This is a genomic window from Spirosoma sp. 209, assembly GCF_002006735.1.
Classification (GTDB): domain Bacteria; phylum Bacteroidota; class Bacteroidia; order Cytophagales; family Spirosomataceae; genus Spirosoma; species Spirosoma sordidisoli.
In genome coordinates, this window is record NZ_MVEC01000008.1 from 73,703 (window position 1) to 98,413 (window position 24,711).

The 24,711-nt window shown below is 52.0% G+C and carries 22 protein-coding genes; 13 read left to right on the plus strand and 9 right to left on the minus strand.

The features are described from left to right. Window positions 1-25: 25 nt before the first annotated feature. Window positions 26-880, minus strand: coding sequence for a DUF4397 domain-containing protein (locus tag B1C80_RS14815; RefSeq protein WP_077921964.1), 855 nt, complete (start codon window positions 878-880; stop codon window positions 26-28). Between the two features lie 32 nt (window positions 881-912). Next, window positions 913-4,230, minus strand: a complete 3,318-nt coding sequence (locus B1C80_RS14820; protein ID WP_077922059.1) for a TonB-dependent receptor — start codon at window positions 4,228-4,230, stop codon at window positions 913-915. Window positions 4,231-4,611: 381 nt separating this feature from the next. Between B1C80_RS14820 and selD the strand changes: the two genes are divergently transcribed. The 7 genes from selD to B1C80_RS14855 all read left to right on the plus strand — a co-directional run bounded on the left by selD (window position 4,612) and on the right by B1C80_RS14855 (window position 10,163). Then, entirely contained in the window at window positions 4,612-5,664 is a 1,053-nt protein-coding gene (gene selD, locus B1C80_RS14825) for a selenide, water dikinase SelD (protein ID WP_077921965.1), read from the plus strand. A gap of 56 nt (window positions 5,665-5,720) precedes the next feature. Beyond that, window positions 5,721-6,506, plus strand: coding sequence for an alpha/beta fold hydrolase (locus tag B1C80_RS14830; RefSeq protein WP_077921966.1), 786 nt, complete (start codon window positions 5,721-5,723; stop codon window positions 6,504-6,506). 56 nt (window positions 6,507-6,562) lie between these two features. After that, window positions 6,563-7,264, plus strand: coding sequence for an SAM-dependent methyltransferase (locus B1C80_RS14835; RefSeq protein WP_077921967.1), 702 nt, complete (start codon window positions 6,563-6,565; stop codon window positions 7,262-7,264). A 79-nt stretch (window positions 7,265-7,343) separates the two neighbouring features. Continuing rightward, window positions 7,344-7,985 (plus strand): MBL fold metallo-hydrolase, encoded by a 642-nt coding sequence (locus B1C80_RS14840; protein WP_077921968.1) that lies wholly within the window; start codon window positions 7,344-7,346, stop codon window positions 7,983-7,985. Between the two features lie 95 nt (window positions 7,986-8,080). Beyond that, window positions 8,081-8,782: a CDP-diacylglycerol--serine O-phosphatidyltransferase gene (gene pssA, locus B1C80_RS14845; RefSeq protein ID WP_236648799.1), complete on the plus strand. Its 702-nt coding sequence runs from the start codon at window positions 8,081-8,083 to the stop codon at window positions 8,780-8,782. Between the two features lie 36 nt (window positions 8,783-8,818). Next, window positions 8,819-9,070 (plus strand): phosphoribosylformylglycinamidine synthase subunit PurS, encoded by a 252-nt coding sequence (gene purS, locus B1C80_RS14850; protein ID WP_077921969.1) that lies wholly within the window; start codon window positions 8,819-8,821, stop codon window positions 9,068-9,070. A gap of 85 nt (window positions 9,071-9,155) precedes the next feature. Beyond that, entirely contained in the window at window positions 9,156-10,163 is a 1,008-nt protein-coding gene (locus B1C80_RS14855; RefSeq protein WP_077921970.1) for a 3-oxoacyl-ACP synthase III family protein, read from the plus strand. Window positions 10,164-10,228: 65 nt separating this feature from the next. Here the strand turns inward: B1C80_RS14855 and B1C80_RS14860 are convergent, their stop codons facing one another. Next, a complete protein-coding gene (locus B1C80_RS14860) occupies window positions 10,229-10,600 on the minus strand; it encodes a CoA-binding protein (RefSeq protein ID WP_077921971.1) in 372 nt (123 codons plus the stop codon). A gap of 299 nt (window positions 10,601-10,899) precedes the next feature. On the opposite strand from B1C80_RS14860, the gene B1C80_RS14865 reads away from it, so the two are divergent. Then, window positions 10,900-11,529 (plus strand): HNH endonuclease, encoded by a 630-nt coding sequence (locus tag B1C80_RS14865; protein WP_077921972.1) that lies wholly within the window; start codon window positions 10,900-10,902, stop codon window positions 11,527-11,529. A 107-nt stretch (window positions 11,530-11,636) separates the two neighbouring features. Here the strand turns inward: B1C80_RS14865 and B1C80_RS14870 are convergent, their stop codons facing one another. Both B1C80_RS14870 and B1C80_RS14875 read right to left on the minus strand, forming a co-directional pair. Further along, a complete protein-coding gene (locus B1C80_RS14870) occupies window positions 11,637-15,488 on the minus strand; it encodes a HAMP domain-containing sensor histidine kinase (RefSeq protein WP_077921973.1) in 3,852 nt (1,283 codons plus the stop codon). A gap of 124 nt (window positions 15,489-15,612) precedes the next feature. Beyond that, window positions 15,613-15,909 (minus strand): adhesin, encoded by a 297-nt coding sequence (locus B1C80_RS14875; protein WP_077921974.1) that lies wholly within the window; start codon window positions 15,907-15,909, stop codon window positions 15,613-15,615. Between the two features lie 133 nt (window positions 15,910-16,042). On the opposite strand from B1C80_RS14875, the gene B1C80_RS14880 reads away from it, so the two are divergent. Continuing rightward, the gene (locus B1C80_RS14880; RefSeq protein WP_077921975.1) at window positions 16,043-16,567 is read left to right on the plus strand and encodes a hypothetical protein; all 525 of its coding nucleotides are present in this window, start codon (window positions 16,043-16,045) and stop codon (window positions 16,565-16,567) included. A gap of 44 nt (window positions 16,568-16,611) precedes the next feature. Here B1C80_RS14880 and B1C80_RS14885 read toward each other — a convergent pair whose 3' ends face one another. The 3 genes from B1C80_RS14885 to B1C80_RS14895 all read right to left on the minus strand — a co-directional run bounded on the left by B1C80_RS14885 (window position 16,612) and on the right by B1C80_RS14895 (window position 18,603). Further along, window positions 16,612-17,463, minus strand: a complete 852-nt coding sequence (locus tag B1C80_RS14885; RefSeq protein ID WP_077921976.1) for a hydroxymethylglutaryl-CoA lyase — start codon at window positions 17,461-17,463, stop codon at window positions 16,612-16,614. Continuing rightward, entirely contained in the window at window positions 17,460-17,810 is a 351-nt protein-coding gene (locus B1C80_RS14890; RefSeq protein ID WP_077921977.1) for a transmembrane 220 family protein, read from the minus strand. The genes B1C80_RS14885 and B1C80_RS14890 overlap by 4 nt, the downstream gene beginning before the upstream one ends. A gap of 61 nt (window positions 17,811-17,871) precedes the next feature. Further along, window positions 17,872-18,603 (minus strand): tetratricopeptide repeat protein, encoded by a 732-nt coding sequence (locus B1C80_RS14895; protein WP_236648800.1) that lies wholly within the window; start codon window positions 18,601-18,603, stop codon window positions 17,872-17,874. Between the two features lie 250 nt (window positions 18,604-18,853). On the opposite strand from B1C80_RS14895, the gene galK reads away from it, so the two are divergent. The 3 genes from galK to B1C80_RS14910 all read left to right on the plus strand — a co-directional run bounded on the left by galK (window position 18,854) and on the right by B1C80_RS14910 (window position 21,461). Continuing rightward, window positions 18,854-20,005 carry a galactokinase gene (gene galK / locus B1C80_RS14900; protein WP_077921979.1) on the plus strand — a complete coding sequence of 384 codons (1,152 nt, stop codon included), beginning with the start codon at window positions 18,854-18,856 and terminating at the stop codon, window positions 20,003-20,005. A 28-nt stretch (window positions 20,006-20,033) separates the two neighbouring features. Then, window positions 20,034-20,702, plus strand: a complete 669-nt coding sequence (gene fsa, locus B1C80_RS14905) for a fructose-6-phosphate aldolase (RefSeq protein WP_077921980.1) — start codon at window positions 20,034-20,036, stop codon at window positions 20,700-20,702. Between the two features lie 78 nt (window positions 20,703-20,780). After that, window positions 20,781-21,461, plus strand: a complete 681-nt coding sequence (locus B1C80_RS14910; RefSeq protein WP_077921981.1) for a cell division ATP-binding protein FtsE — start codon at window positions 20,781-20,783, stop codon at window positions 21,459-21,461. 234 nt (window positions 21,462-21,695) lie between these two features. Here the strand turns inward: B1C80_RS14910 and B1C80_RS14915 are convergent, their stop codons facing one another. Continuing rightward, window positions 21,696-23,261, minus strand: coding sequence for a bifunctional response regulator/alkaline phosphatase family protein (locus tag B1C80_RS14915; RefSeq protein WP_077921982.1), 1,566 nt, complete (start codon window positions 23,259-23,261; stop codon window positions 21,696-21,698). A 298-nt stretch (window positions 23,262-23,559) separates the two neighbouring features. On the opposite strand from B1C80_RS14915, the gene B1C80_RS14920 reads away from it, so the two are divergent. After that, a complete protein-coding gene (locus B1C80_RS14920; protein ID WP_077921983.1) occupies window positions 23,560-24,711 on the plus strand; it encodes a LysM peptidoglycan-binding domain-containing protein in 1,152 nt (383 codons plus the stop codon).

The following is a 24,711-nucleotide window of genomic DNA, read 5'->3' on the forward strand; positions in this document are numbered from 1 at the left end:
GTGCTTTTTTATGTAATGAGTTGGGTTAGTTATGAATAACTACGCCCGCCCCCAAAGAATTGTTGCGACGCAGACCACGGGCATACATCGTATAAATTTTACCAGTTTCCAGCGTCACATTTGGCACCGTCAAAGCGGGAGTTACCGTTGCAGATGTCGGCACGGTTGCACCTGTATACACTTGTACCGTGTATGTTGCCGCTGATACGGGGGTAAAGTTAGCATAATTCGTCACGGCCGTTCCTGAACCTACTGACGTAACCCGATAAGCACGGTTTAAGAAAGCTGGTGTAGCCGTTACAGAGGCAGGGGCTGTAGGCACTAAACGAACCGACACAGCAGGAGCGTCTGGTGCCAGATGGAAGAAACGGACATGCGCGTTTCCAGCAGCGGGCGTAGCCAGGTTATCGGTGACTGTCAAAAACTGCGGCCCACCTGGATTCGTTCCGTTTGTTGTTGTAGGACGGGGCCGATTCAACGTATCTGTTACGAACACAGTATAGTTTGTATTGGCCGCAGCGGCAAAGTTATTCTGGTTGGTAGCTCCTGCCCGGAACAGGATATCTCCGCTTCCTATCACACCGCCAATTTGGCCAGAAGCCGCTTTAGCCCGCAGCTGAATATTGCCAACCTGTGAGGGTATGTAAGCAGAAGCCTGACCGAACCCTAATGACTGGCCTGCCTGGGTATTCTCAACAAAGAAGTTGAGTGCGGGAGCGCCTGGAGCTGCGTTTACAAACAGGAAGCGCGCCTGATTTGTCGACGGAGTTGTTGCGGGCTGCGCAGCCGGATAGTCAGTATCCTCGCAACCACTCAGTAGTACTGCCGAGAGCAGCATTACCGAAGCGACCGTACCAATAAAATTTATATCCTTTTTCATGAAGTCATTAATGTTTTGTCTACAACGAACCCTTAGAAAATATAACGAGCACCTACCTGTAGCTGCCAACGTGACGACAAACCGAAGTTGTTTGTATAGGTAGTTGACAAGGCCTGACCTGGAGACGCTTCCGCAAACGAATAGATAGGACGACCCGTGGTTGCGGCAGTGCCGGTATTCGGCGTTTCGTAACCCAGGAAGTTCAGCAGGCTGGTGCGGTTAGCCGACTGGGCAACACCCCAGTTTGAATTCAGCAGGTTCAGCACGTTTGTCACGTCGGCCGACAGTTGTAAAGTATGCCGACGACCGTTTCCAGCGGAGATGTAGAAATCTTGCAGCAACCGGAAGTTTAACAGGTTTTGCCAGGGCAGATAAGCACCATTCCGCTCGGCATATTGTCCACGGCGCTTGCTCAGATAAGGATCCTGTTCGATGTAAGCATTCAGCTGATCCCAGATTTGCTGCGTTGAACGAGTGTCCTGAGCATTAGTTGTGGCCAGAACAATTTCATTCTGACTACGTGGCACGTAGATCAGATCATTACCGTTTATACCATCGCTGTTTGGGCTGTTCAGATACGTATACGAGAAATTGCTTATGTTCTGACCCGTATAAATGAGCGAAGCTGTTGTGGCAAAATTGCGAAGGTATTCGCGACGATACTGTATAAAGCCAACGATCCGGTGAGGAATCAGGTTGTTCGCATACGACAGGTTCGGCAGGTTGGGCGTACCAACAATAGGCTGACCTGTATAAATAGTACCAGCTGTCGAAGCAGATTGCGCGTTGATATCCTTCGAGTCCGTGAAGGTATAAGCTAATGATCCCTCAAACCCGTTGGAGAAGCGCTTTTGAAGTTGAGCCGTCAGGCTTAGTGCGTATCCCCGGTTAATATTATCGAGCACCAGTGCCTGAACAACGCGATCGTTGATACGACGGTCGAAGGGCGGATTGTCAGCCGTACCGGCAACCCCACCAAATACAGGGCGTCCATCACCAGCCAGCGTGCCGGCCGGAGCTGCCAGGTTGGCATCCCGAATATAAACGGCATTGATATCTTTGGTATAGATAGCATCGAACGTAGCTACCCATCCTCCCGGCAGGGTTTTGTCAACCCCGAAGCTGGTGCGCCACACCTGTGGAAACTTAAAGTTTGGCACCGTAGCATTGATCGAGAACGTCTGTGCCAGCGGAGTGCCGGGCTCGCCGGTTAGTGCTGGTACATAAGTGGCAGGGTCTGGATTGAAGGGGGTGGTAGCGTTGGCGGCCTGACCAACTCGTGCAATCGTTCCGAACAGTACCCCATTGTTGCTGATCTGGTTTGAGATCCACACGAATGGAACACGTCCCGTGAAGATACCCGTACCACCGCGTAGCTGCAGGCTACGGTTACCGAATACATCCCAGTTCACACCAACCCGTGGCGACCACAACAGTGTTGAGTTAGGTAACTTATCAACGTTGATTTTCTCGCCGTTGCTGAAGGTCATAGCGTCTGTGACGGTATTGGCCAGCAGACCGTTGTCATTGAACGTAGGAATATCGACACGCAAACCTGCCGTTAACCGGAACCGTGACGTAACGTTAAATGCATCTTGTGCGTAGAAACCCAGCTGAGCCGACCGGAATTTAGCGATCGGGACAGGCGTACCCGGAATGGCAGAGTAGAGGGTTGTAAAGCCCGTTGGCGCATTAGCGGCCGTAGGCGCAGTTGCGTTGTTGATGAAATCATCAACACTGTTGAACGTATAAATATTTCGGATGGCAGGCGTAAAGCCATTCTCGAAGCTATAAAATTCGTTGGCAGTACCTACTGAGACGGTGTGTTTACCTAGGAAGATATCAAACCGATCGTTCAGCTGAATGACATCCTGATTCAGTAAGTTGTTCGGCGTAAACGGCTCTGCTCCGAAGCTTGTCAGGGTTGTTCCATTTGTTCCGGCAATATCGACCGTTGGGAAGTTAGGGGTATCAACTCCACCTCCGCCCTGACGGAAGTCGCGGAAAGCGGTGTAACCAACCTGCAGGTTATTAGCGTATTTATTGCTGAACGTCGAGTTTAGTTCCGCAATGACTGACTTCAGGTTGTTGTTGATGCGATACCAGGTATTGGAGAATGGAATCGTGTTTACGTTGTTTTGACGACCGCTCTGCGGATTGACCCCGTTTGAGCCTGAGTTGCTCGGTGGAATATCACTGTACGAATTCAACTGATTATAACGAACAGTCAGTTTGTGCTTATCACTGATGTTCCAGTCAATTTTAGCCAGAAACTTGGTGCTCTTGTTGAGGGCATCGAACGGATTCAGCGTACCAGGGTTATATGTCCAGGTTTTGTTCGGCCCGGTCGTCGTTAAAAACGTCTGCAAACGCTCTAAATCGGCAGCGGCCTGCGTCTGCTGAAACGCAACGCCATTAGCATCTGATCCTCCCACCGGGAACAGAACAGCCGGACTTGACCGTTGTTCCTGTTCGGCATTGACGAAGAAGAAAAGTTTGTTTTTAATAATTGGGCCTCCTAAACGGAAACCTGCGTTGTAGAAACTGAAGTTTTGCTGTTGAGCGGCTGGCACATCCAAACCTGCTACTTTTTTACCAACAAAACTTTGATTTCGATAAAACCCGTACGCTGACCCTTCGAAACGGTTCGTTCCTGAGCGCGTTACAGCATTAACACCAGCGCCCGTAAAGGACCCCTGCGTTACATCGAACGGAGAAATCGACACGTTCAATTGCTCGATCGCATCGATACTAACCGGTGTTGCGCTTGACTGACCACCTGGCAGTGCAGATAAGCCAAACACGTTGTTGGCTGTCGATCCATCAATGGAAAAATTATTGTAAAGCTGCGAGCGGCCTCCAAACGAAAAACCTGGACCAGCTTGTGGGGTTAGCGTGCTGAAATCAGTGAAACTACGTGATAGAGTAGGCAAACGCTCGAAGCTCTGGCGGCCAATGTTCGTTGAGGCACCGTTGCGCTCCGAATCGATAATTGAACCCCGTTGTGAGGTAATGACAACTTCGCTCAACTGTTTGCCTTCCTCAGTCAACTTGAAATTAGCCACAGTAGGCGTATTTAGCTCCGCCGACTGGATCGTGCGTTTTTGTTCCTGGAAGCCCACAAACGATACGGTGATTTCATAAGGACCACCAATACGAACCGCCGGAAAATTATAGCGTCCCTGCGTATTAGTCGTAATACCGTACCGCGTGCCAGAAGGTGTATGAACAGCTACAACCGTAGCCCCGGGTAATTCAGCCCCGCTGTTATCCGTAACAACGCCGTTGATCGACGAGGTGGTTACACCTTGGGCAAAAACTCCGCTACCGCTGAGTAAGGCGAATAGCATACTGCAGAACAACGGGAAAGCTGTCCTGAATTGCAGTAGTTTTCTGTACATAGAAGTGTTTGATTTGGTTTGTAGTTCTGCGAAGCGCATACGGTTAGCTCAAGCCTCGATTCGGCCGCAAAGATGGCATAATTTCTCTCGGGTTACAAAGCAAGCCTTCTTTAAAAAGTACCAACTTAAGTTATTATAAAGGCCAGCATCACGGAATAAGCCAAAAAGGGTCGCTTTACGTTCTATTCGCTAATGTTAAGTTTTTGTTAAGTCCAGCATACCAGTCTGGTACTCTTCTGACCAATTTCGAACCAACCTTTCTGTTCAGGCGTATTACTATCGATTTAGTTGCCATTAAGTAGTCCGTTCCGACTTAGTTTTGTCCCTGCTATGACCCCAATCGAAACAACAGCCGTTAAGCTTACTCAGTATAGTCACGGCGCTGGCTGCGGCTGTAAAATTTCTCCAAAAATTCTTGACAAAATCCTGCATACCAACGCCACGGCCTCGCAGCCTCAATACAGTCAGCTGCTCGTTGGTAATGACTCGCGCGATGATGCAGCCGTTATGGATATGGGCAATGGAGAAGCCATTATCAGTACCACCGATTTCTTTATGCCCATCGTAGATAATGCATTTGATTTCGGCCGTATTGCCTCTGCCAATGCCATCAGCGATATCTACGCGATGGGTGGTGAACCGATTATGGCCATTGCCATTCTCGGCTGGCCCATCGACAAACTGCCGCCGGAGGTAGCCGCTCAGGTACTCGAAGGGTCGCGGGCGATTTGCCGCGAAGCAGGTATACCCCTGGCTGGGGGCCACAGCATCGACTCGCCTGAGCCTATTTTCGGACTGGCCGTGACGGGAAAAGTCCGCATCGACCACCTGAAACAGAACAACACAGCAACTGCCGGCTGCAAACTTTATCTGACGAAACCGTTGGGCGTTGGTATTTTGACCACAGCGCAGAAAAAAGGCATCCTCAAGCCTGAACATGCTGACCTGGCTCCGGCTCAGATGGCCAGATTGAACAGTTTCGGAGCCGTACTGGGGCGCCTGCCCTATGTTAAAGCCCTTACCGATGTGACAGGCTTCGGTTTGCTGGGCCACCTGACCGAAATGGCCGAAGGGTCTGGCCTGACGGCTCTCGTTGAGTTCGATGCTGTGCCTACGCTGCCGGTTGTTAACGAGTATCTGGCCCAGAAAAGCTTTCCGGGCGGCACCGTTCGTAACTGGGACAGCTACGGACACAAAATCAGCGACTTGACCGAAACACAGCGGTATGTGCTGGCCGATCCGCAAACGTCGGGAGGTCTACTTATTGCCGTTGACCCGGGCAGTACGGTAGAATTTGAACGCGTAGCCCGGGAAAACGGCTTTACTTTGCAGTCCTTCGGCGAGCTGGTCAACCAGCGCGACAAAGTTGTTTATGTACACTAGACCGCGATGACGTGGCAAAATAGTTGATACTGCTCCGTCATCCACTCGTTACTGGAATGAAACTATTCTTCCGCCAGGTCGGCGATACAGGCCCGGCTATCGTTATCCTACATGGCATCTTCGGCTCGTCTGATAACTGGCTGACCGTGAGCAAGACTATAGCGGCTCAGGGATACCGGGTGTTTGCTCTTGATCAGCGCAACCATGGCCAGTCGCCCCGGGCCGATGAGCAGGACTATCAAAACATGGCCGCCGACCTGCGTGCCTTTCTGATCGACCAGAACCTGACTGATGCTATCCTGCTGGGCCACTCCATGGGTGGTAAAACGGTGATGCAATATGCCATGAGCTACCCGAGCGACGGTAAGCCGGGTTCGTACAGCAAGCTCGTTGTGGTTGATATTGCACCCAAGTTCTATCCCGTTCATCACAGCGATATTATCCGGGGACTGAAAGCCATTGACCTGCTTGGTCTGAAAAGCCGTAACGAAGCTGATACGATTCTGAGTCAGTACGAACCCGCTCTTTCGGTGCGGCAGTTCCTGCTCAAAAACCTGTACCGGAATGAACAGGGCCAATTTGACTGGCGGCTCAATCTCCGCATCATTGAGCGGGAGCTGCATGGTGTGGGCGAAGAACTGACCAACCCGCGCATCGTTACGGAGCCGACGCTGTTTATCCGCGGGAGTGAGTCGCCCTATATCCTGGATGATGACGTACCGTCTATCAGGCGCATTTTCCCGAATGCAACGATCGAAACCATTCAGGGAGCCGGCCACTGGGTGCAGGCCGAGAAACCAGCGGAGTTTGTTGACACGCTGCTCCGTTTTTTACAAGCCTGACCAACCCCCTGCTCTTCTTCAGGGTATTGTACACAAAACCGAATCCCACTTGCCGGATGCCGACGCTTTATCTTATACCGACGCTTCTTGCCGATGACACGGCGGCTGAGGTTCTCCCTCCCTACGTCCGAGAGGTGATCGAAAAAACCGACGCTTACTTTGTTGAGAACGTACGCACAGCCCGCCGGTTCATCAGTGGTCTGAAAACCAGCCGGATCATTGACGAAACAACGTTCTTCGACCTTGATAAGGATACCCCCCCAACGGATACCCGCCGGCAGATCCAGGAACTGATGGAACGCAAACGAAACGCCGGGGTACTGTCTGAAGCAGGCTGCCCGGGCGTAGCCGATCCGGGTTCTGTGGTCGTTGGCATGGCTCATACGCTGGGCTGGCGGGTCGAGCCACTTGTAGGCCCATCCAGCCTGCTGCTGGCCCTCATGGCGTCGGGCCTGAACGGGCAGTCGTTCGTATTCCAGGGGTATCTGCCGATCGAAAAGGCAGACCGGGTCCGGACCATACGGCATCTGGAAAAAGAAGCCCAGCAACGGCAGCAAACCCAGATTTTTATCGAAACGCCATACCGAAACGATGCGCTCATGGCCGATGTGCTGGCCAGCTGTCAGGGGAACACGCGCCTGTGCGTAGCCTGTAATCTGACTGCTTCCGATGCCTTCGTTCGGACCCTGACCATCCGCGAATGGAAATCGCAGGTACCCGATCTGCGCAAAAAACCAACGGTGTTCCTACTTTTGTAGGGCAAAGGCGGAGCTGACTCCGCTCGTTTTTATTCATCAGCACGGGCTTTTCCCACCTGGCAGACTGTCTGCATCGTTTATGATTCAAGCCTTTGAGTTTTCTCCCTTCCAGGAGAACACCTACGTTATTGCTGACGAGACATCGGGCGATGCCATCGTGATTGACCCTGGCTGTTACGAGCAGGCCGAGAAAGAGGCCCTAAGCCAGTTCCTCGACGCTCGCAAGCTTACGCTGAAATACATCCTGCTCACCCATGCTCATCTCGATCATGTATTCGGGCTGGCATATCTGAAGCGCCGGTACAAGGTTCCGGCGTATCTGCATGAGCGCGAACAGGTTATCTATGCCGATGTGCCAACCCGCTGTGCGCTGTATGGTCTGCGCGGCTACGAGCATAGCGAGATCGATGCCTGGCTCAAGGAAGGCGATCAGTTTCGGATCGGTGGTTTGACACTCGACGTTCTTTTTACGCCAGGCCATGCGCCGGGGCATGTTGCGTTTGTCAACCATGCCGATCGGTATATAGTTGGGGGCGATGTCTTGTTTCGGGGAAGCGTTGGTCGCACCGACTTTCCGTACTGCAACCATAGTGATTTACTCAACAGCATCAGAACCAAGTTTTTCACCCTGCCTGACGACTATACGGTCTACGCGGGCCATATGGATCCTACTACCATTGGCCATGAAAAACGGACTAACCCTTTTGTAAAAATCACCTAGCCAGGCTGGGTATCGGTCAACTCCCGAGGGCTGACCGATACCCAGCCTGTTTTTAACCAGCCTGCTCACCAACGAACTCATCCGTTCGTTCGCCCATGAAAGCCCTTCTTAAACATATCCCAAACGCCATGACCTGTGGTAACCTGCTTTGCGGGTGCATTGGTCTGGTCATGGCCCTGCGGGGACAGCTCGAACTGGCTGCGTGGCTGATCGGGCTGGCGGCCATCCTCGACTTTGGCGATGGGTTCGTTGCCCGACTCGTTAACGTGTCGGGTCCTTTCGGCAAAGAACTCGACTCCCTGGCCGATGTCGTTACATTTGGCGTATTACCCGCTACCCTTGTTTTTCAGCTTTGCTGGTTTCAGCAACTGGGTTTAATCTCGTACGGAGCCTTTCTGATTGCCGTACTGTCGGCCCTCAGGCTTGCCAATTTCAACATCGATACCCGTCAGTCCGAATCGTTTATCGGGCTGCCGGTACCGGCAAATGCTATGCTGATTGCGGCTTTTCCGCTCATGGGCCGGTATCAACCCCAGTTCGACGCTATCTGGCAAAATGATATTGCGCTGGGTATGATGATCGCGTTTTCATTCATGCTGGTATCCGACCTGCCTTTGTTCGCGCTGAAGTTCAAGTCATTTGGCTGGGCCGAAAATCGGGCAAAGTTTCTTTTCCTGATCGCATCCGCGCTGCTGCTGCTATTTTTGCAGTTTGCAGCCATTCCGCTCGTTATCTTACTGTACATCGTTGTTTCACTTTTTACCAATGACCAAACCCGTGATCGGGTCACGAAGTAACTCTTGCGTGGACCGTTCACTTGTTCATTCTTTACCATGAAATACATAGCCGAGATCAACATCATGACTCGTCCGGAGATTCTGGACCCGCAGGGGAAAGCCGTACAATTAGGGCTGCACAATCTTCAGATGGATACAATAGACAGCGTTCGGATCGGAAAGCACATCCGGCTTCAGGTCGACGCCGAAACTGAAGAGAAAGCCCGGGAAACCGTCGATGCAGCCTGTCGCCAGCTGTTGGCTAATCTGATCATGGAAGACTATTCCTTTGAGCTTCGGGCCGCCTGATATCCAGACGCAACGGGTTTTATGGGGCTACTAGGTTTAGTACCTTTGCTCCTGTTTTAGCGTCTGCGGTTGCAGACATCAACGAATGAATACACTTCACTCAAAAATTACGGGTTTAGGCTACTACGTGCCCGAAACGATTGTCAAAAACGACGATCTCAAGCAATACATGGACACGTCTGACACCTGGATTCAGGAGCGGACAGGCATACAACAACGGCGCTGGTTCACGTACGGCAAGGATACCAATGCCAGTATGGCCACGGCTGCGTCACGCATGGCTCTCGACAGGGCCGGTCTGGATGCGTCGGCGGTTGACCTTATCGTATACGCAACTCTTTCGCCGGATTATTACTTCCCGGGTTCTGCTTTTCTCATGCAGCGGGAACTGGGCCTGGAGGGGGTAGCCGTTATCGACATTCGTCAGCAGTGTTCGGGTTTCGTGTATGCGCTCTCCATTGCCGATCAGTTCATCAAAACCGGCATGTACAAAACCGCCCTGGTTATCGGGTCAGAAATACAGTCTACCCTGATGGACAAAACCACCGAAGGGCGGGGTGTAGCGGTAATTTTTGGAGATGGCGCAGGAGCCGCAGTGGTTCAGGCAACAACCGACCCCAGCCATCGGATTCTGTCGACCCACTTGCATGCTGACGGTCGATTTGCCGAAGAACTCTACCTGAAAGATCCCGGCAGCAGCCGACCCGATCATTTTATTACCCCGGAAACGGCAACCGAAAGCGGCAGTAGTGTTGTCATGAACGGCAACGCCGTCTTCAAACACGCGGTGGTTCGGTTTATGGAGGTCATCAACGAAAGCCTGACCGCCAACGGGTATCAGCCTGACGATCTGTCGCTGCTGGTGCCGCACCAGGCTAATATTCGTATTTCGAATTACGTTCAGCAGCAGATGGGCCTGCCCGACGAGAAAGTTTTCAATAATATTCAGTATTACGGCAACACGACGGCGGCTTCAATACCGATTGCCCTGACCGAAGCCTTCGACCAGGGACGGGTTAAGTCCGGCGATCTGGTTTGTCTGGCTGCTTTCGGTAGCGGCTTTACCTGGGCCTCGGCCCTCATACGCTGGTGATAAACAAGGGTCGTATCGCGCCTAGTTCAGCGATACGACCCTTTTCCCTCTTGTCTTCAACCAGCCTAATACGTGCCTACCGATAGCATGACCAGCGTACAGGCGTGCAACGGCTCGATTCCTTCCTGTTTCAACACCTGCTCAAACTCGGGGTTTTCTGCGCCCGGGTTAAAAATGACGCGACGCGGCTTAAGCTGCCGGATGTACTCATAGTAATCGGGCTGATTACGTGCCCCAACGTACATCGTCACGGTATCGATGTCCTGAAGCGCCGGGCGACCAGTTTGAATAGGCTGGTTGTCTATAGCTCCCTTTCGTAAACCGATCAGTTCGACAGTATGTCCGTACCGCATCAGGCTACGGGCTGCCCGGTTTGAATACCGGTCTGTCTGTTCGCTGGCTCCAATCACCAGCGTCTTTTTCGTGGCTGCATCCATCGTTTTGTATAACAAGTAGCCTACATAACCCTGCGATTTAGAGCGAGGTTCAGGATTCTCCGTAGCAATTCATTTACTTTGTTGATAGTTTTGCTAACAGAATGAGGGTATACACTATCTTTATTTCTGTTAAATAGATCAGCAAACCTACTTACCAAAACCACTATTTTGTTGATTTTCAACAATTTTATAGCAAAAATGCCCAACCATTTTGTTTTATTTTTGTTATACAATTGTTAAACAGAAATCAGTACATTCGTACTTGCTATCTGTACGTAAACATCCAATTACTACCAGCTATGAACGATAAGAGAGGCCAGGATTATTGGAATGAGAAGTGGGTCACGATACCGTTCGAAGATGTTGAAAACCCTCCTCGATACGACGTATCAAACTACGGCAGATTGCGTAGTTACCAGTCAGATGCATCGGGGAAGCGGACAAACGCCGGTGCTGGTAAAGAAGGAAAGCTTATTAAAGGCTCGGTCATTCAGGGCTACAAGTCGCTTAATATACGGACTGAAGGAAAAACGCTTAACCGGTATATCCACAAACTGGTAGCCGAATATTTCGTTGTTCGCGAGCGAACCGATCAGACATTTGTGATTCACCTTGATCATGATAAGCTCAACAACTACTATCAGAACCTGCGCTGGGTTACCAAGGACGAGATGGTCGAGCACAATCGGGAAAACCCGAATGTCAAGAACCGCCCGACTGTCCGTAATGCCCGGAATTATAAGCTAACAGAAAGCAAGGTCAAGATTATCAAGAAGCTGTTGCGGAATGATAAAAATCGATTGAAAATGATTGCCAAGCAGTTTGGCATAACCCATACGCAACTCAATCGTATCCGGTCCGGAGAAAACTGGCGCCACGTTTCTATTGAAGACGATGCGCCCGCCGTAACCTCCAATGATCGTTCCTGAGTAGTTGCAGCTGATTTTATTTGAGTGATGTTTGAGACAATGAGTTACAGCCGGTTGGGTATCCTGACCGGCTGACTGTTTTTATAGCCTCACCGTTTTTTTATTCCTCAACTCACCGGCTGGTTGATAGAGGGCAACGCCACGCTGGCTAGTGGTAGCGATACAAAAAAGGACGTACCCACGCCTTCGGTCGTTTCAAACCATATACTGCCGCCCGCGTGCTCAACTCCTCGTTTGGCAATGGCTAGCCCCAGCCCGGAGCCGCCCCGCTTGGTACTGAAATTAGGCAGGAACACCTTGGTATGAATTGCCTCCGGAATGCCCGCTCCGTTATCGTGAATCTCGATCTGTACCTCGTCATCGTTGGTGTATAGCCGAAGATCCAGCACGGGTTTACGGTCGAGTGGTACAGACTGAATGCCGTTAATGATCAGATTAGTCAGTATCCGACCGATCAGCTGCCGATCACCAATGGCCATCACGGGTCCGTTAACGACCTGCCGCCGGAGGGTGATCCGCTGATCGTCGGCATAGAGATCAGCCGCCTTGTTAAGCACCGCCGTTACTTCAAATGTTTCGTTGATCGGCAACGGCATTTTGGCAAAGTCGGAGAAGGACGTAGCAATATCGCTCAGGTTGTCAATCTGGTCCAGGAGCGAATCGAACGTACGCTGGATAACCCGCCTTGTGGCCGACTCGTTGGCACCCAGCGACCCGTCACTTCCGTTGGTATTGGGGAATGTGCGCTGCAGGTGTTGCAGCGTCAGTTTCATCGGCGTGAGCGGGTTTTTGATTTCATGCGCAACCTGTTTGGCCATCTCGCGCCAGGCCGACTGTTTTTCATTCTGAGCCAGCGCCTGTTTGCTTTCTTCGAGCTTGACCAGCATCCGGTTATACTCCCGGATCAGCAGCCCAATTTCGTCGTCAGAACGCCACGGAAGCGGGTCGTTCGGCCGGTCGAGGTTCGTTTTCCGGATTTTCTGCGTCAGGAGTCGCAGCGGTTTGGTCAGTACATGCGAAGCGAAATAAGAGAGAACCAGGAAGAAGAGGAACAGGGCCGTAAAGATGCTCAGCGCCGAAGCGATCACCTCAATGATCTGCCGATCGAGCTCCGGGCGGGCGTAGAAGTAAGGTATACTCAACACCCCCAACAGCTTACCGTCGTAGGACTTTATTCCCGCGTAGGCGGTACGATAATGCTTGGTACCCAACGATTCGTCGAGCAGGATCTGGTTTTCTTTCTCCTCAATAACGCGGATGTAGGCTTTCGGGTTGATCTGTTTCGACAAATACCCATTCGCGTACATCAGCGGGCGGGTCGAGGTGTAGAGCCGCCCCTGCGTATCGAACAGGTTTATGTCGATATCCGCATCCCGGGCAATCTTACTCAGCTCCTCTTCCATAGACGCCTTGCTGCGTTTGTTGGCAACCAGGTGCTCATCCAGGTACGTCACAAAATTAGCCGCAATATTGCGGGTATTGCTGATGTACGTACTCTCCTGGTTCGTGATGTAGTTTGAGCTGATTACGCTCAGGATGATTATAATCACCAGCAGGAGCGGCAGGAAAAAGGCCACGTTCAGCAGGATCTGAATACGGGTCGAGTAGTTGATACTGAACTGGGTAAAGCTGTAGTTGATCGCATAGGCTACAATGACCGCAATTACCGTCAATACCAGCAACAGGTACAGGAACGAGAAGTTAGAAAAGATATTCCGAAACGGATACTCGTCCGACGATACCACCAGCAGTCGGCCATCGCGCCCCTGCAGGGCTACGTGCTGATACTGGTTGGTTGCTACCCCTTCAGTATATAAGCGCGGATCATTGAGCAACGAGGCAGGCATTTTTCGCTCGTAGTTGTAGCTGCCTGTACTGTATACCAGCCGGTACTGGGGTAGCCCAGTCGAATTTGTTTTCCTGATTCGGTCAAAAAAGCCGTAGCTGTACTCCTGCTCGTCCGGATCTTTCGTAAACTTCGTATCGACGAGCAGTTCGGGATAAACGCTTTTCACCCGTTCGTTGCGGAGTCGCATATCCAGGACAATATACCCAACAGAATCGCGGGGGGCGGCTTTAACCCCTTCGTCCATGTAAAGGGAGCGTCCGAGCTGCCGAACCGTCATAAAGCACAGATACTGCTTCAGGAACTGATTGTCGGCTTCGTTAACGAAGTAGATGCCGGCGTAATTGGTACGGTAGGCCGGTTTCCGATAGCGGGTCGTCAGGTCGGCGAGCGATACCGCGTTCGGGCTCACATCCAGCGGACGACCATCGGCTTTAAAGGAAAATACTTCAATGTCATATTTGTCGAAATACTTGTCCAGATGAAGCGTTTTTATCCGTTGCTGAATGCGCTCACGAACCAGCAGCGTGTCTGACCGGAGAGCGTGTTCAATTTCGGTATCGCGCACTACCGACTCCAGCGCTTTGCTCATCAGGAACTCGCCGAACTCATCATTTTCAGCCAGCAACTGCGCGGCAAAAGCCCGTTCATGAACCAGCTGTTTCCGAATCTCCTGGGTGTACACCACGTAAGCGGTAGTAACCGCACAGACGAAAGCGGCCAGAAAGAGATAAATTGATGTTTTATAGCGGAAGGTATAAAGCGTACGGGGAAACTTGCCAATGTAAATCAGCATGAAATACAACCCGTTGACTCCATAAATGGTAATCAACGGCCAGCTGAGCAGGTAAGCCAGCAGCGCCGTAACCAGGGTCCCCAGCAGAATGAGAAGTATCCCCCGCCCTACCCGCGCAATCCGGTTATAGCGGAGGAAAAGACTGGCCAGCAGATGAACCAGCAGGAAATAAACGAACGACACACCGATGAACACCAGCAGACACATCACCTTCAGGAAGGAAAAGTGGATGTTCAGGGTTATGTCCAGGGTAAACTGCGACTTCTCGTAAATATTATTCAGTTCGCTGTAGCAGAACGCGAAGACAACATAACTCGCTATGACGCAGCCGACAGAAACAATAGCTTTACCCCATTCCGGCAACCGAAGAAGGGCGGTGTAGGTGGCAGACCGGAAATAGTAGTTTACCCAATACAGAGCCAGAATAGCCACCACCAGCACATTTAACAGTAGATCCCCTAGGGACGGCACCAGTACCGATGATGCGTAGAACTTAGGATTGAACAGGTCGGACTCGATGAACAAGAACGGTACGCCGAAATACAACATCAGCGCCCGCAGCAGAAGCAGGTAGGCCGCCAGCCAGGCAAATCCGAGTTCATACAGCCTGCGCTGCCGAAGTCCCAGAATGACCTGTAGTATATAAAGCCCTAGAAAAATGATGCCAATCGTTGCAAGAATGATGGTATTGACCGGCGTAGAATGGTTTCGGTATACATCGACCCTGGGCGGTTCGACCGAAAACAGAAAGACCGACGCATTGTCATAAATAGCCTGGTACGGCTGTCGGCGCTCGGCACTAACCGACTTGGGATCCAGGGCAAACAGGCTGGCGCTATAACCCGATTTCAGGTAGGCGTTTGTATTGCGATAATACCGATAAACGTTTACAAGCGAAAAGACATCATTGACAACCGAGCCTGACAGAACCCGTCTGTGACTAACCAGGTAACGCCCCTGCTCAAAATCGACCAGTTTAGGATCCCTGACGTCCTGGATTCGTTTGTAATCGGGAATAAACCGGTGATCGGACCAATAGAACAATTGTCCGTTACGAAAAACATAGAAAGGGTATCGGGTAGTCAGATTGAGGGTGGCAAACGGGGCTTTGGGCTGCTGACCCAGCAGGGTAGAAATCCGGTCGAGCTCTTCCGTGCTGACGGCCATCTCTTCCTTCACCCGCTGCTGCACCGTACTCAGATACTGTTCGTCCGTAGCAGCCGGTGCGTTTCGCTCGAGCAGGAAATAGCACAGTACCGACAACCCGACGGCCAGCACCGCCAAAATAAGGAAAATATGTTGCTCGATACGCTTCACTCGATTCGGTACGTTTTTACAAGCTGACTAGACCTAAAATCATGCCAAGTTTTTATCTTCTGGGATAGTTCTGAATATCTAGTTTTCAATCCTCGAAAACAATATACTTAGTAGTTCCCTCAAACTACTTATTGCTATCGATCTTATCGACAGTAAAACCACCCATTTCGTAGCCGATTTCGACGCCTAATACGTAAAGTAAATGCTTGCGGTCAATAATGATGCGCACCCCATCAACGTTATACACTTCGTCGGCCGGCCCGGGCAGGTCGAAGCCCAGTAGCCAAGACGCTCCGCAGCCACCACCGCGCACCCCCACCCGCAGGCCATAGGTGTCCGGAATTTTATTTACCTGAAGCGTATCGATTATTTGTTGACGCGCTTCTGTTTTCACAAAAACAGGATTGTCTAGTAATGACATATGGTACTAACGAGTCACAGATTCTGATATTTTATAGGTAGATATCAACAAAAAGCATCAATTTAAAGACTTATCTATCAATGACCTGCTTGCCAAATTTACTTATTTTGACGCAAATAACCTGTACCAGTTTATGAACTTAGTGAGTGATTTTTTGAAGCTGATCATTCCGGCCGGACTTGTTTTGTACGGTATGTATCTGACGGTTAAACTGCTGCTGGAACGCGAAGCCGATCGCCATCGCTACGATACTAAAAATCGCTATACAGAAGCGGTAGTTCCCATTCGGTTGCAGGCCTACGAGCGAATGACGCTGTTCCTGGAGCGCATCAGCCCCAATAATCTGTTACTCAGACTGGGAGGCAGCTCTACCACCGTGCTCGATTTTCAGCAGCGACTCCTTCAGGAAATCCGGGATGAATACAATCATAACCTGTCGCAGCAGGTATACATGAGCCAGGCCGTGTGGGATCAGATTCAGGCTGCCATGAATGATGTGATGACCCTGATCAACCAGGCATCCGGCGACACCCGCCCCGACGCCCCAGCGCTCGAACTGTCGAAGCGAATTTTTGAACGGATCATTCAGAAAGAAAAACAGCCCACGGCCGATGCGCTCAAAAGCCTGAAAGACGAAATCCAGGGCATGTTCATGTGACGGTAACGGTCAGCAGCTCCGGCCTGCTTATTCATACCGAACTTTTAAGCGCCGAACACCTCATTGGCCAGCCGAAAGGCATCCTGCAACGCTACCTCATCGATAGCGGGTTTCAGTTCCTCGTCGTCACGCAGTACAGCCAGTATGTCTTCGGTGGGTAAGTTACCCGTAAGGCTTTCTGCCGCCATTGGGCACCCACCGTAACCGCGAAGCGCTCCATCAATCCGGCGCACGCCCGCCCGCAGAGCTGCCTGCACTTTAGCGGGTGCCTGACCCGGCAGCGCATGAAGGTGTGCTCCAAACTCCAGCTGTGGAAACGTGTTGATCAGATGGGTAAACAGCTGCTCAATGGCTTCGGGAGTCGACGTACCTACCGTATCCGACGGAGCCACGATACGAATGCCCAGTTCGGCCAGCTGCCCGGTAAATGAGCCTACCCGCTCCGGGCTGTAGGGGTCGCCGTACGGATTACCAAACCCCATGGACAGGTAAACAACAAGCTGTTTGTCGGTAGCGGTACAGAGCGTCTGTATCTGAGCCACTTCGGCAAAAGCCTGCTCAATGGATTTGTTGGTGTTGCGCTGCTGAAACGTTTCCGATACTGACAACGGAAACCCGATATAACGGATCGATGAAAAGCCAGCCGCCTGCTCAGCACCGCGCAGGTTAGCGACAATAGCCAGCAGCTGGGTGCGGCTTTGGGTCAGATCCAGCCCCGCCAATACCTCGGCCGTATCCCGCATCTGCGGAATGGCTTTAGGCGAAACAAAACTGCCAAAATCGAGGGTGTCGAAACCTACCCGCAGCAGGGTATTCAGGTAGCGGATTTTCAGCTCGGTCGGCACGAAATGGGCCAGCCCCTGCATGGCATCGCGAGGACATTCGATCAGCTTCATCGTCGGAGGGGTTGGCGGGTTAGCCAGGCCAGACTACCCATGGCCAGCGCACAGATTAATAACCCACCGGCCTCGCGGGCCAGTTCCACATTCAGGCTTCGCATACCCACCTCGCTGAACATAAATCCTTCAAAAACGGGGGGGCGCTGATACCAGGCCGCTACGAGATACAATAAGGCCATTCCGACAAAAAACCACCACCGCGCCACACCCGCATACGCCATAAAGCAGGCTACCGCAGCGGCTCCGTAAATAGGCACCCACACTTCCGGGTCGGGGTCGTTATACTGAAAGGCAGCAAACAGCAGAAAAAGCAGACCAAAAGTAACCGCAAGTATTTTTCGCATACGTTTATAAACTACATTCCGGAGAACAGAAACGGTTCAGCCTCGTGGTTTCTACTCGATTTTACTGGCAATACTGCGCCAGCGCATTGGCAGCATCGGCATAGCCAAGCGTCTGGGCCTGTTTCAGGCTCAGGCAGGCCGCGTCGCGCTGATTTTGTAGAAGCTGGGCAATGCCTAGTCCGTAAAACGCTTTCCCAAACCGCGGATCAGCCTGAACCGCCTGTTTGAAGTCGGCCACCGCCCCGTCCAGATCCTTCTGCTGATACCGTAAGTTACCCCGGTTATAGAGCGCCAGTGAGTTCCGGTTATCCAGCGTGATTGCCTGCGAGAAATCATTCATGGCTGGTTGCAGCTGGCCCTGCTGGGCAAATAACTGACCCCGGTTCAGAAAGATTTCGGAGCGGGTCCGCTGGCTGGTATCGGGCGCCAGGCGGATGGCATCCGAATAGTCTTTCAGCGCACCACCCAAATCATTCTGGGCTACTTTCAGCAAAGCCCGGTTGTAATAAGGCCGGTAATAGTCGGGCTTGAGCCGGATCGCCTGATCATAATCGAGGGTCGCATTGGCGTATTCCTTCAGTTCAAAGTAAGCCACACCCCGCGAATTGAAGGCTTCTACATTATCATTGTCGGCTTCGACGGCCTGATTCAGCGATTGAACGGCTTCCCGAAACTTGCCGTCGCGCAGGTAGGCCCGCCCCTGTTCTACGTACTGGTCGCCCGAGTTGCAGGCACTCATTATCAGCAGTAGACAAGACGAAACAAGGGCCAGCCGGTAGGTCTGTGATCTCATAATATATAGGTTGTCGTGTAGCCCGGTGACGGGTTTTTCAGGCGATTGATAAACCGTCTGTAGAGTTAGTATGAAATTTAGGACAACAAAGGTACGGGCGAAATTTGGTCGTTTGCCTAACAAATGCTTAACTTTGCATCGGCAAATCGGTGCTACCAGCTCCTGCTGAATCCCCCAGGTCTTGACCGAAGCAAGGGTAGGTGGTCGTAGCGGTGAGACATTGGTTTGCCATTTTTTGTTTCCGGCCAGCATGGACCTGATCTCTTCCCTTACTGACTCTTTTCGTAGCCTTTTCCACGACGAACCTCGGTTGTTTTGTTCCCCCGGTCGCGTCAACCTCATTGGTGAACATACCGATTACAACGAAGGATTTGTTCTTCCGGCGGCTATCGATAAAGCCATTTACCTGGCTATTGGCCCACGCTCCGACAATAAACTGCATATCGTTGCCCATGATCTGGGCAAAACCTACCAGGGCTCTCTCGATCAACTCGAAAAGACCAACACCTGGGCCGATTACCTGCTCGGGGTTCTGGCTCAGCTCAAACAGGCAGGACACTCGTTTGGCGGTCTTAACTGCCTGTTTGGCGGCACCATACCGATGGGCTCCGGTCTTTCGTCGTCGGCTGCGCTGGAGAACGCCGTGGGCTTCGCCGTCAATGAACTGTATGGACTGGGCCTTTCCCGAATCGATCTGGTCAAACTCTCACAACGTGCCGAAAACGAGTTCGTAGGCGCCAAAGTGGGCGTAATGGATATGTTTGCCAGTATGATGAGCAAAGCCGGACACGTTATCAAGCTGGACTGCCGATCGCTTGGTTATACGTATGCCCCCATTCAGATGGAAGGCATCCGGATTGTGCTTTGCGACTCCCGGGTCAAACACTCGCTGGTGAGTTCAGAGTACAACACCCGCCGGGCCGAGTGCGAAGCGGGTGTTCGTTTGTTACAGGCCTTTTACCCATCGATCGGTAGTCTGCGCGACGTAACCATGGCTATGCTGGATGAGCATGTGAAAACCGCGAATCCCCACCTGTATCGCCGATGCGCCTATGTGGTGCAGGAAAACCAGCGACTCCTCGACGGGGTGGCGGCACTGGAATCGGGCGATGTAGCGGCTTTTGGGCAGTACATGTACGGTTCACATGAAGGGTTGAGCCGCTGGTATGAAGTAAGCTGCCCCGAACTCGATATCCTGGTCGACATTGCCCGTCAACAGCCCGGTGTGCTGGGTGCGCGTATGATGGGGGGCGGCTTCGGAGGCTGTACGATCAATCTGGTGCAGGAAGACGCACTAAGCGCTTTTTCGGAGCACATAACAAAAGAATATTTCGCCCGAACGGGTAAAGATACTTACCTTCACACCTGCAAAATACAGGACGGAACGAAGGAGTTGAACTAGTATTCCCTCAAAAAACGATTGCAAAAACATGAAATTCTTCATTGATACGGCAAACCTCGCCGACATTCGCGAAGCTCAGGAAATGGGCGTTCTTGATGGTGTAACCACCAACCCATCCCTGATGGCCAAAGAAGGCATCACCGGTAAAGACAATGTAATGCGTCACTACAAGCAAATCTGCGATATCGTAGAAGGCGATGTTAGCGCAGAGGTGATCTCGGTGAAATACGAAGAAATGATTAAAGAAGGCGACGAACTGGCCGAACTCGATGAGAACATCGTTGTCAAAATTCCTATGACAGCCGATGGTGTTAAAGCCATCAAATACTTCTCCGAAAAAGGGATTCGCACCAACTGTACGCTGATTTTCTCGGCTGGTCAGGCACTGGTAGCTGCCAAAGCCGGTGCTTCGTTCGTATCGCCTTTCGTTGGCCGTCTGGACGATATCTCAACCGACGGTATGGCGCTGATCGAGCAGATCGTTACGATCTTCACCAACTACGGCATTACCACCGAAGTACTGGCCGCTTCAGTACGCCACCCGATGCACATCATCCAGTGTGCCGAAATTGGTGCTGACGTAATGACGGCTCCGCTTAACGTCATCAAAGCGCTGCTGAACCACCCCCTCACCGACAGCGGCCTGGCTAAATTCCTGGCTGACCACGAAAAAGCAAATCTGCCGGTTAAACAATAAGAACAGACGCCAGCAGTTAGCAGTAGACGGGCCCGTTTATCGCTAGCTGCTGGCGGTCTATTGTCCCTGCTACATATTATGTTTTCCTCCGAGCCTGTGCTGACACTCGACAATGCTGATATTTTTCAGGGCCAGAAATTAGTACTGGGTGACGTTTCTTTTCAGGTTCATAAGGGAGAATTCGTTTACCTCATCGGCCGCACCGGTAGCGGTAAGTCGTCCTTGCTGAAAACGCTCTATGCCGACCTCTGGCTCCAGCATGGCAAAGGGCAGGTAGCTGGCTTCACCCTGAACGCCCTCAAACCCCGCGACGTACCGCAACTGCGTCGGAAGATCGGGATTGTTTTTCAGGATTTCCAGCTGTTTTTCGATCGCTCGGTAGAAGATAATCTGAAGTTTGTGCTGAAAGCCACCGGCTGGAAAGACAAAACCAGCATGAACAACCGCATTGCGGACGTGCTGATGCAGGTTGGGCTGGGAACGGCTCAGAAAAAAATGCCGCACCAGTTATCGGGGGGCGAACAGCAGCGGGTTGTGATCGCCCGAGCCATGCTGAACGAACCACAGATCCTGATTGCCGACGAACCAACCGGGAACCTCGACCCGGCAGTCTCCGACCAGATTATGAAGGTTTTCCAGGCGATCAACAATGCCGGAACCGCCATACTCATGGCCACTCACAACTACGACCTGCTCCACAAATACCCGGCCCGCGTGCTGCGCTGCCAGGATGGCCAGGTCATTGAGCTAAAAGGCTAGTTCAATTCCATTTTCGGAAACATCCGTTCATCATTATCCACAGCGGCTGCGCGGCCAGGCTAGGTTGACGTCATCTGGCGTCGATAGGGCTGTCAGGCATCCGTATGCGCACGCTACCCGTTATTGCCGAGTCGGACAGGCGGGCCGCTCTGGTGTTCAACGAAAGAGGTGTAGCCGGTAAAAGCCGCCAGCGACCTTCACGAACTACACCTCTCCTACCAATCGATGATCTGCTTATTTCGCCTTCATATAGGCAAACGGAATAATCATTTCCTCGAGCGAAACCCCGCCATGCTGGAAAGTATTCCGGTAGTGGTTCACGTAGTAGTTGTAATTATTCGGGTAAGCGAAGAAGTAATCCTCGAGCGTGAACACATAGGCTGTAGAGACGTGCGGCTTGGGCAGGAAGAGCCGCTCTGGCTTACGTCCTACAAACAAGTGATTTTCTTCGAAACCGAGGTTCTTACCCTGTTTGTAGCGCAGGTTGGTGTTGGTTTCGCGATACCCCACAATCTTGGCGGGCTTCTGCACGCGAATCATGCCGTGGTCAGTCGTCACGATAAGGCGACCACCCTTGGCCGCAATCTTCTGCACAAACTCAAGCAGGGGCGAATGCAGGAACCAGGACCGGGTAATGCTCCGGTAGGCCGACTCGTCAGGCGCCAGCTCCTTGATCATAGCCATATCTGTACGGGCGTGACTAAGCATATCGACGAAGTTGTAAACAACCACGTTCAGCTGGTTCTGGAGTAAATTGTTGAAGTTGTCGACCAGCGATTTACCCTGGTTTACGTTCAGGATTTTATGGTAAGACATCTTCACATCCAGCCGGCTCTGGGTCAGCTGCCGACGCAGAAACTCGTCTTCGTGGTTATTAAGCCCCTCGTCTTCGTTATCATCGTTGACCCACAGGTCCGGGTGCTTGCGTTCCATCTCGCTCGGCATCATGCCGGAGAAAATAGCGTTCCGGGCAAATCCAGTTGTTGTGGGCAGAATGGAATAATACGATGATTCCTCTTCTACCGAGAAGTAATCAGCCAGAAGCGGCTCAATGGCCTTCCATTGGTCGTACCGCAGGTTATCGATCAGAATAAAGAAAAGCGGAGGCTGGTTGCCACTCTGATCGACCAGCGGGAACACTTTCTTGCGCATCAGCTGATGCGACATGACAGGGCTATCGGCTTTCGGATCGTTCAGCCAGTCTTCGTAGTTGTCCATGACGAACTTACAGAACGTAGCATTGGCTTCGCTCTTCTGCATGTTCATTACCTCCGACATACTTTTGTCCTGTGAGCTATCCAGCTCCAATTCCCAGTATATCAGCTTTTTATATACATCAGACCACTCGCTATGATCCATGCGGTCATTATACTGCATGGAAATATTCCGAAAGTCCTGCTGGTAGCCGATGTTGGTCCGCTCGGTAACGAGCCGTTTGTTGTCCAGTATTTTCTTGACCGATAGCAGAATCTGGTTCGGGTTGAGAGGCTTGATGAGATAATCGGCAATTTTAGAGCCGATGGCCTCTTCCATGATGTGCTCTTCCTCGCTTTTAGTGATCATCACAACCGGCAGGTTAGGCCGCATCTGTTTGATCTGCGATAACGTCTCGAGCCCCGTCATACCGGGCATCATTTCGTCGAGGAATACAACATCGTAATTACTCTGTTCAACCTGATCGAGCGCGTCGGCTCCGCTATTGACCGATGTAACGTCATAGCCTTTGTTTTTCAGGAAAAGGATGTGGGGTTTGAGAAGATCAATCTCATCGTCGGCCCAGAGTATCGAATAGTTTTGCATAGGCATTAGTTGAATGAAAAACACGGACCAGCCGCTTGGCTTTCGGCTGGTTCTGTCAGAAAATCGGCGTACCGATTGGTACAATTCTAAACGTCAAACGTCCAGTTCTGTTTGGGTGGTTCGTTATTTAAAGCCGGATTCCGGTATTTAACAAGAATTAACACCCCCCGCCACCACCGGTTGATAAACGGAAACAGCCTTAAAATCCGTTTGTCGGTAAACACCGCCGTATTTTTACATTAATTTTACCAACGTTACCGTCTTGTCTTACAGCCAGGCAGCGGGCACAGCCCAACCCATGAAGAAACGTATTGTAGTAACCGCTTCCGCTTTGTTGCTTGGCGGGGTTTTGTTTAGTTCAGCAGCGCTTGCCAGCTCTTCGGAGCCAATGCTGACCGACTCGGTCGGCGTCGAAAAAAAGGATGGTAAGCGCTTTATTCTCCACCGTGTTGACGAAGGCCAGACTCTGTTTGCGATCGCCCGTCGGTACGGGCGATCAGTAGCTGAAATCAAGGCCGCTAACCCGGATATGACCGATGCCGTCCGCTACGACCAGCTCGTTCGGATTCCGCTCCCCGACGGCGCCCTCAGCCGAAAGCAGGAAAAAGCGATCGACAAGGCCATCAAAAAAGAAGAGAAAGAACAAAAACGGGTAGCAAAAGCCGAGCCAGACGTCAATAAAGACGCTAAGCGCACCGACGACCCGGCCCGCTCGGGAATTCACGTGGTAGAGCCCGGTCAAACCCTCTACAGCCTGGCCGTTCGCTATGGCGTGTCGCAGGACGATCTGCGCCGTTGGAACAGCCTCAGCGCCAATAACGTACTGATCGGGCAGGCCCTGATCGTATCGGAAAAGGCCTATCAGGCTCGTATTCCAGCCGGTCCTGTTCCAACCGTAGCCGTAAAAACGCCCGACACGCCGGCCCGGACGCCCGCGCGTACCGCCGATACCCGCAAACCTGAACCCGCCCGTACCGATCCGCCCAGAAATGACCCGCCCAAAGAGGATAAACAGCGGCCCGAACCTGCTCCCCCGATAGCCCGAACCGAGCGTCCTACCCCGCCCCCCGCAACCGAACCACGCCGGACAGACACCCCACCCACGCCGGCTGCCAAACCTGCCGAGGCCGAGGTTGAACTGCCCCGCCCGGGCAACGACGCGCCCATGCCTACCCGGGGCCGCCGTCTGTCAGACAGTGGCGTTGCCGAAATTATCGAAGGCGACGGATCGGGTAAGTACCTGGCTCTTCACCGCACCGCCCCCATCGGCACACTGGTACAGGTACGCAACCTGTTCAACAACCAGAGTTTGTGGGTCAAAGTGATTGGGCGGCTGCCCGACACCGGCGTCAACGACAAAATCCTGATAAAACTCTCGGCGCAGGCCTTCGCGAAACTTTCGCCGGAGGACCGACGTTTTCGGGCTGAGGTGAGTTATATTGTTCGGTAG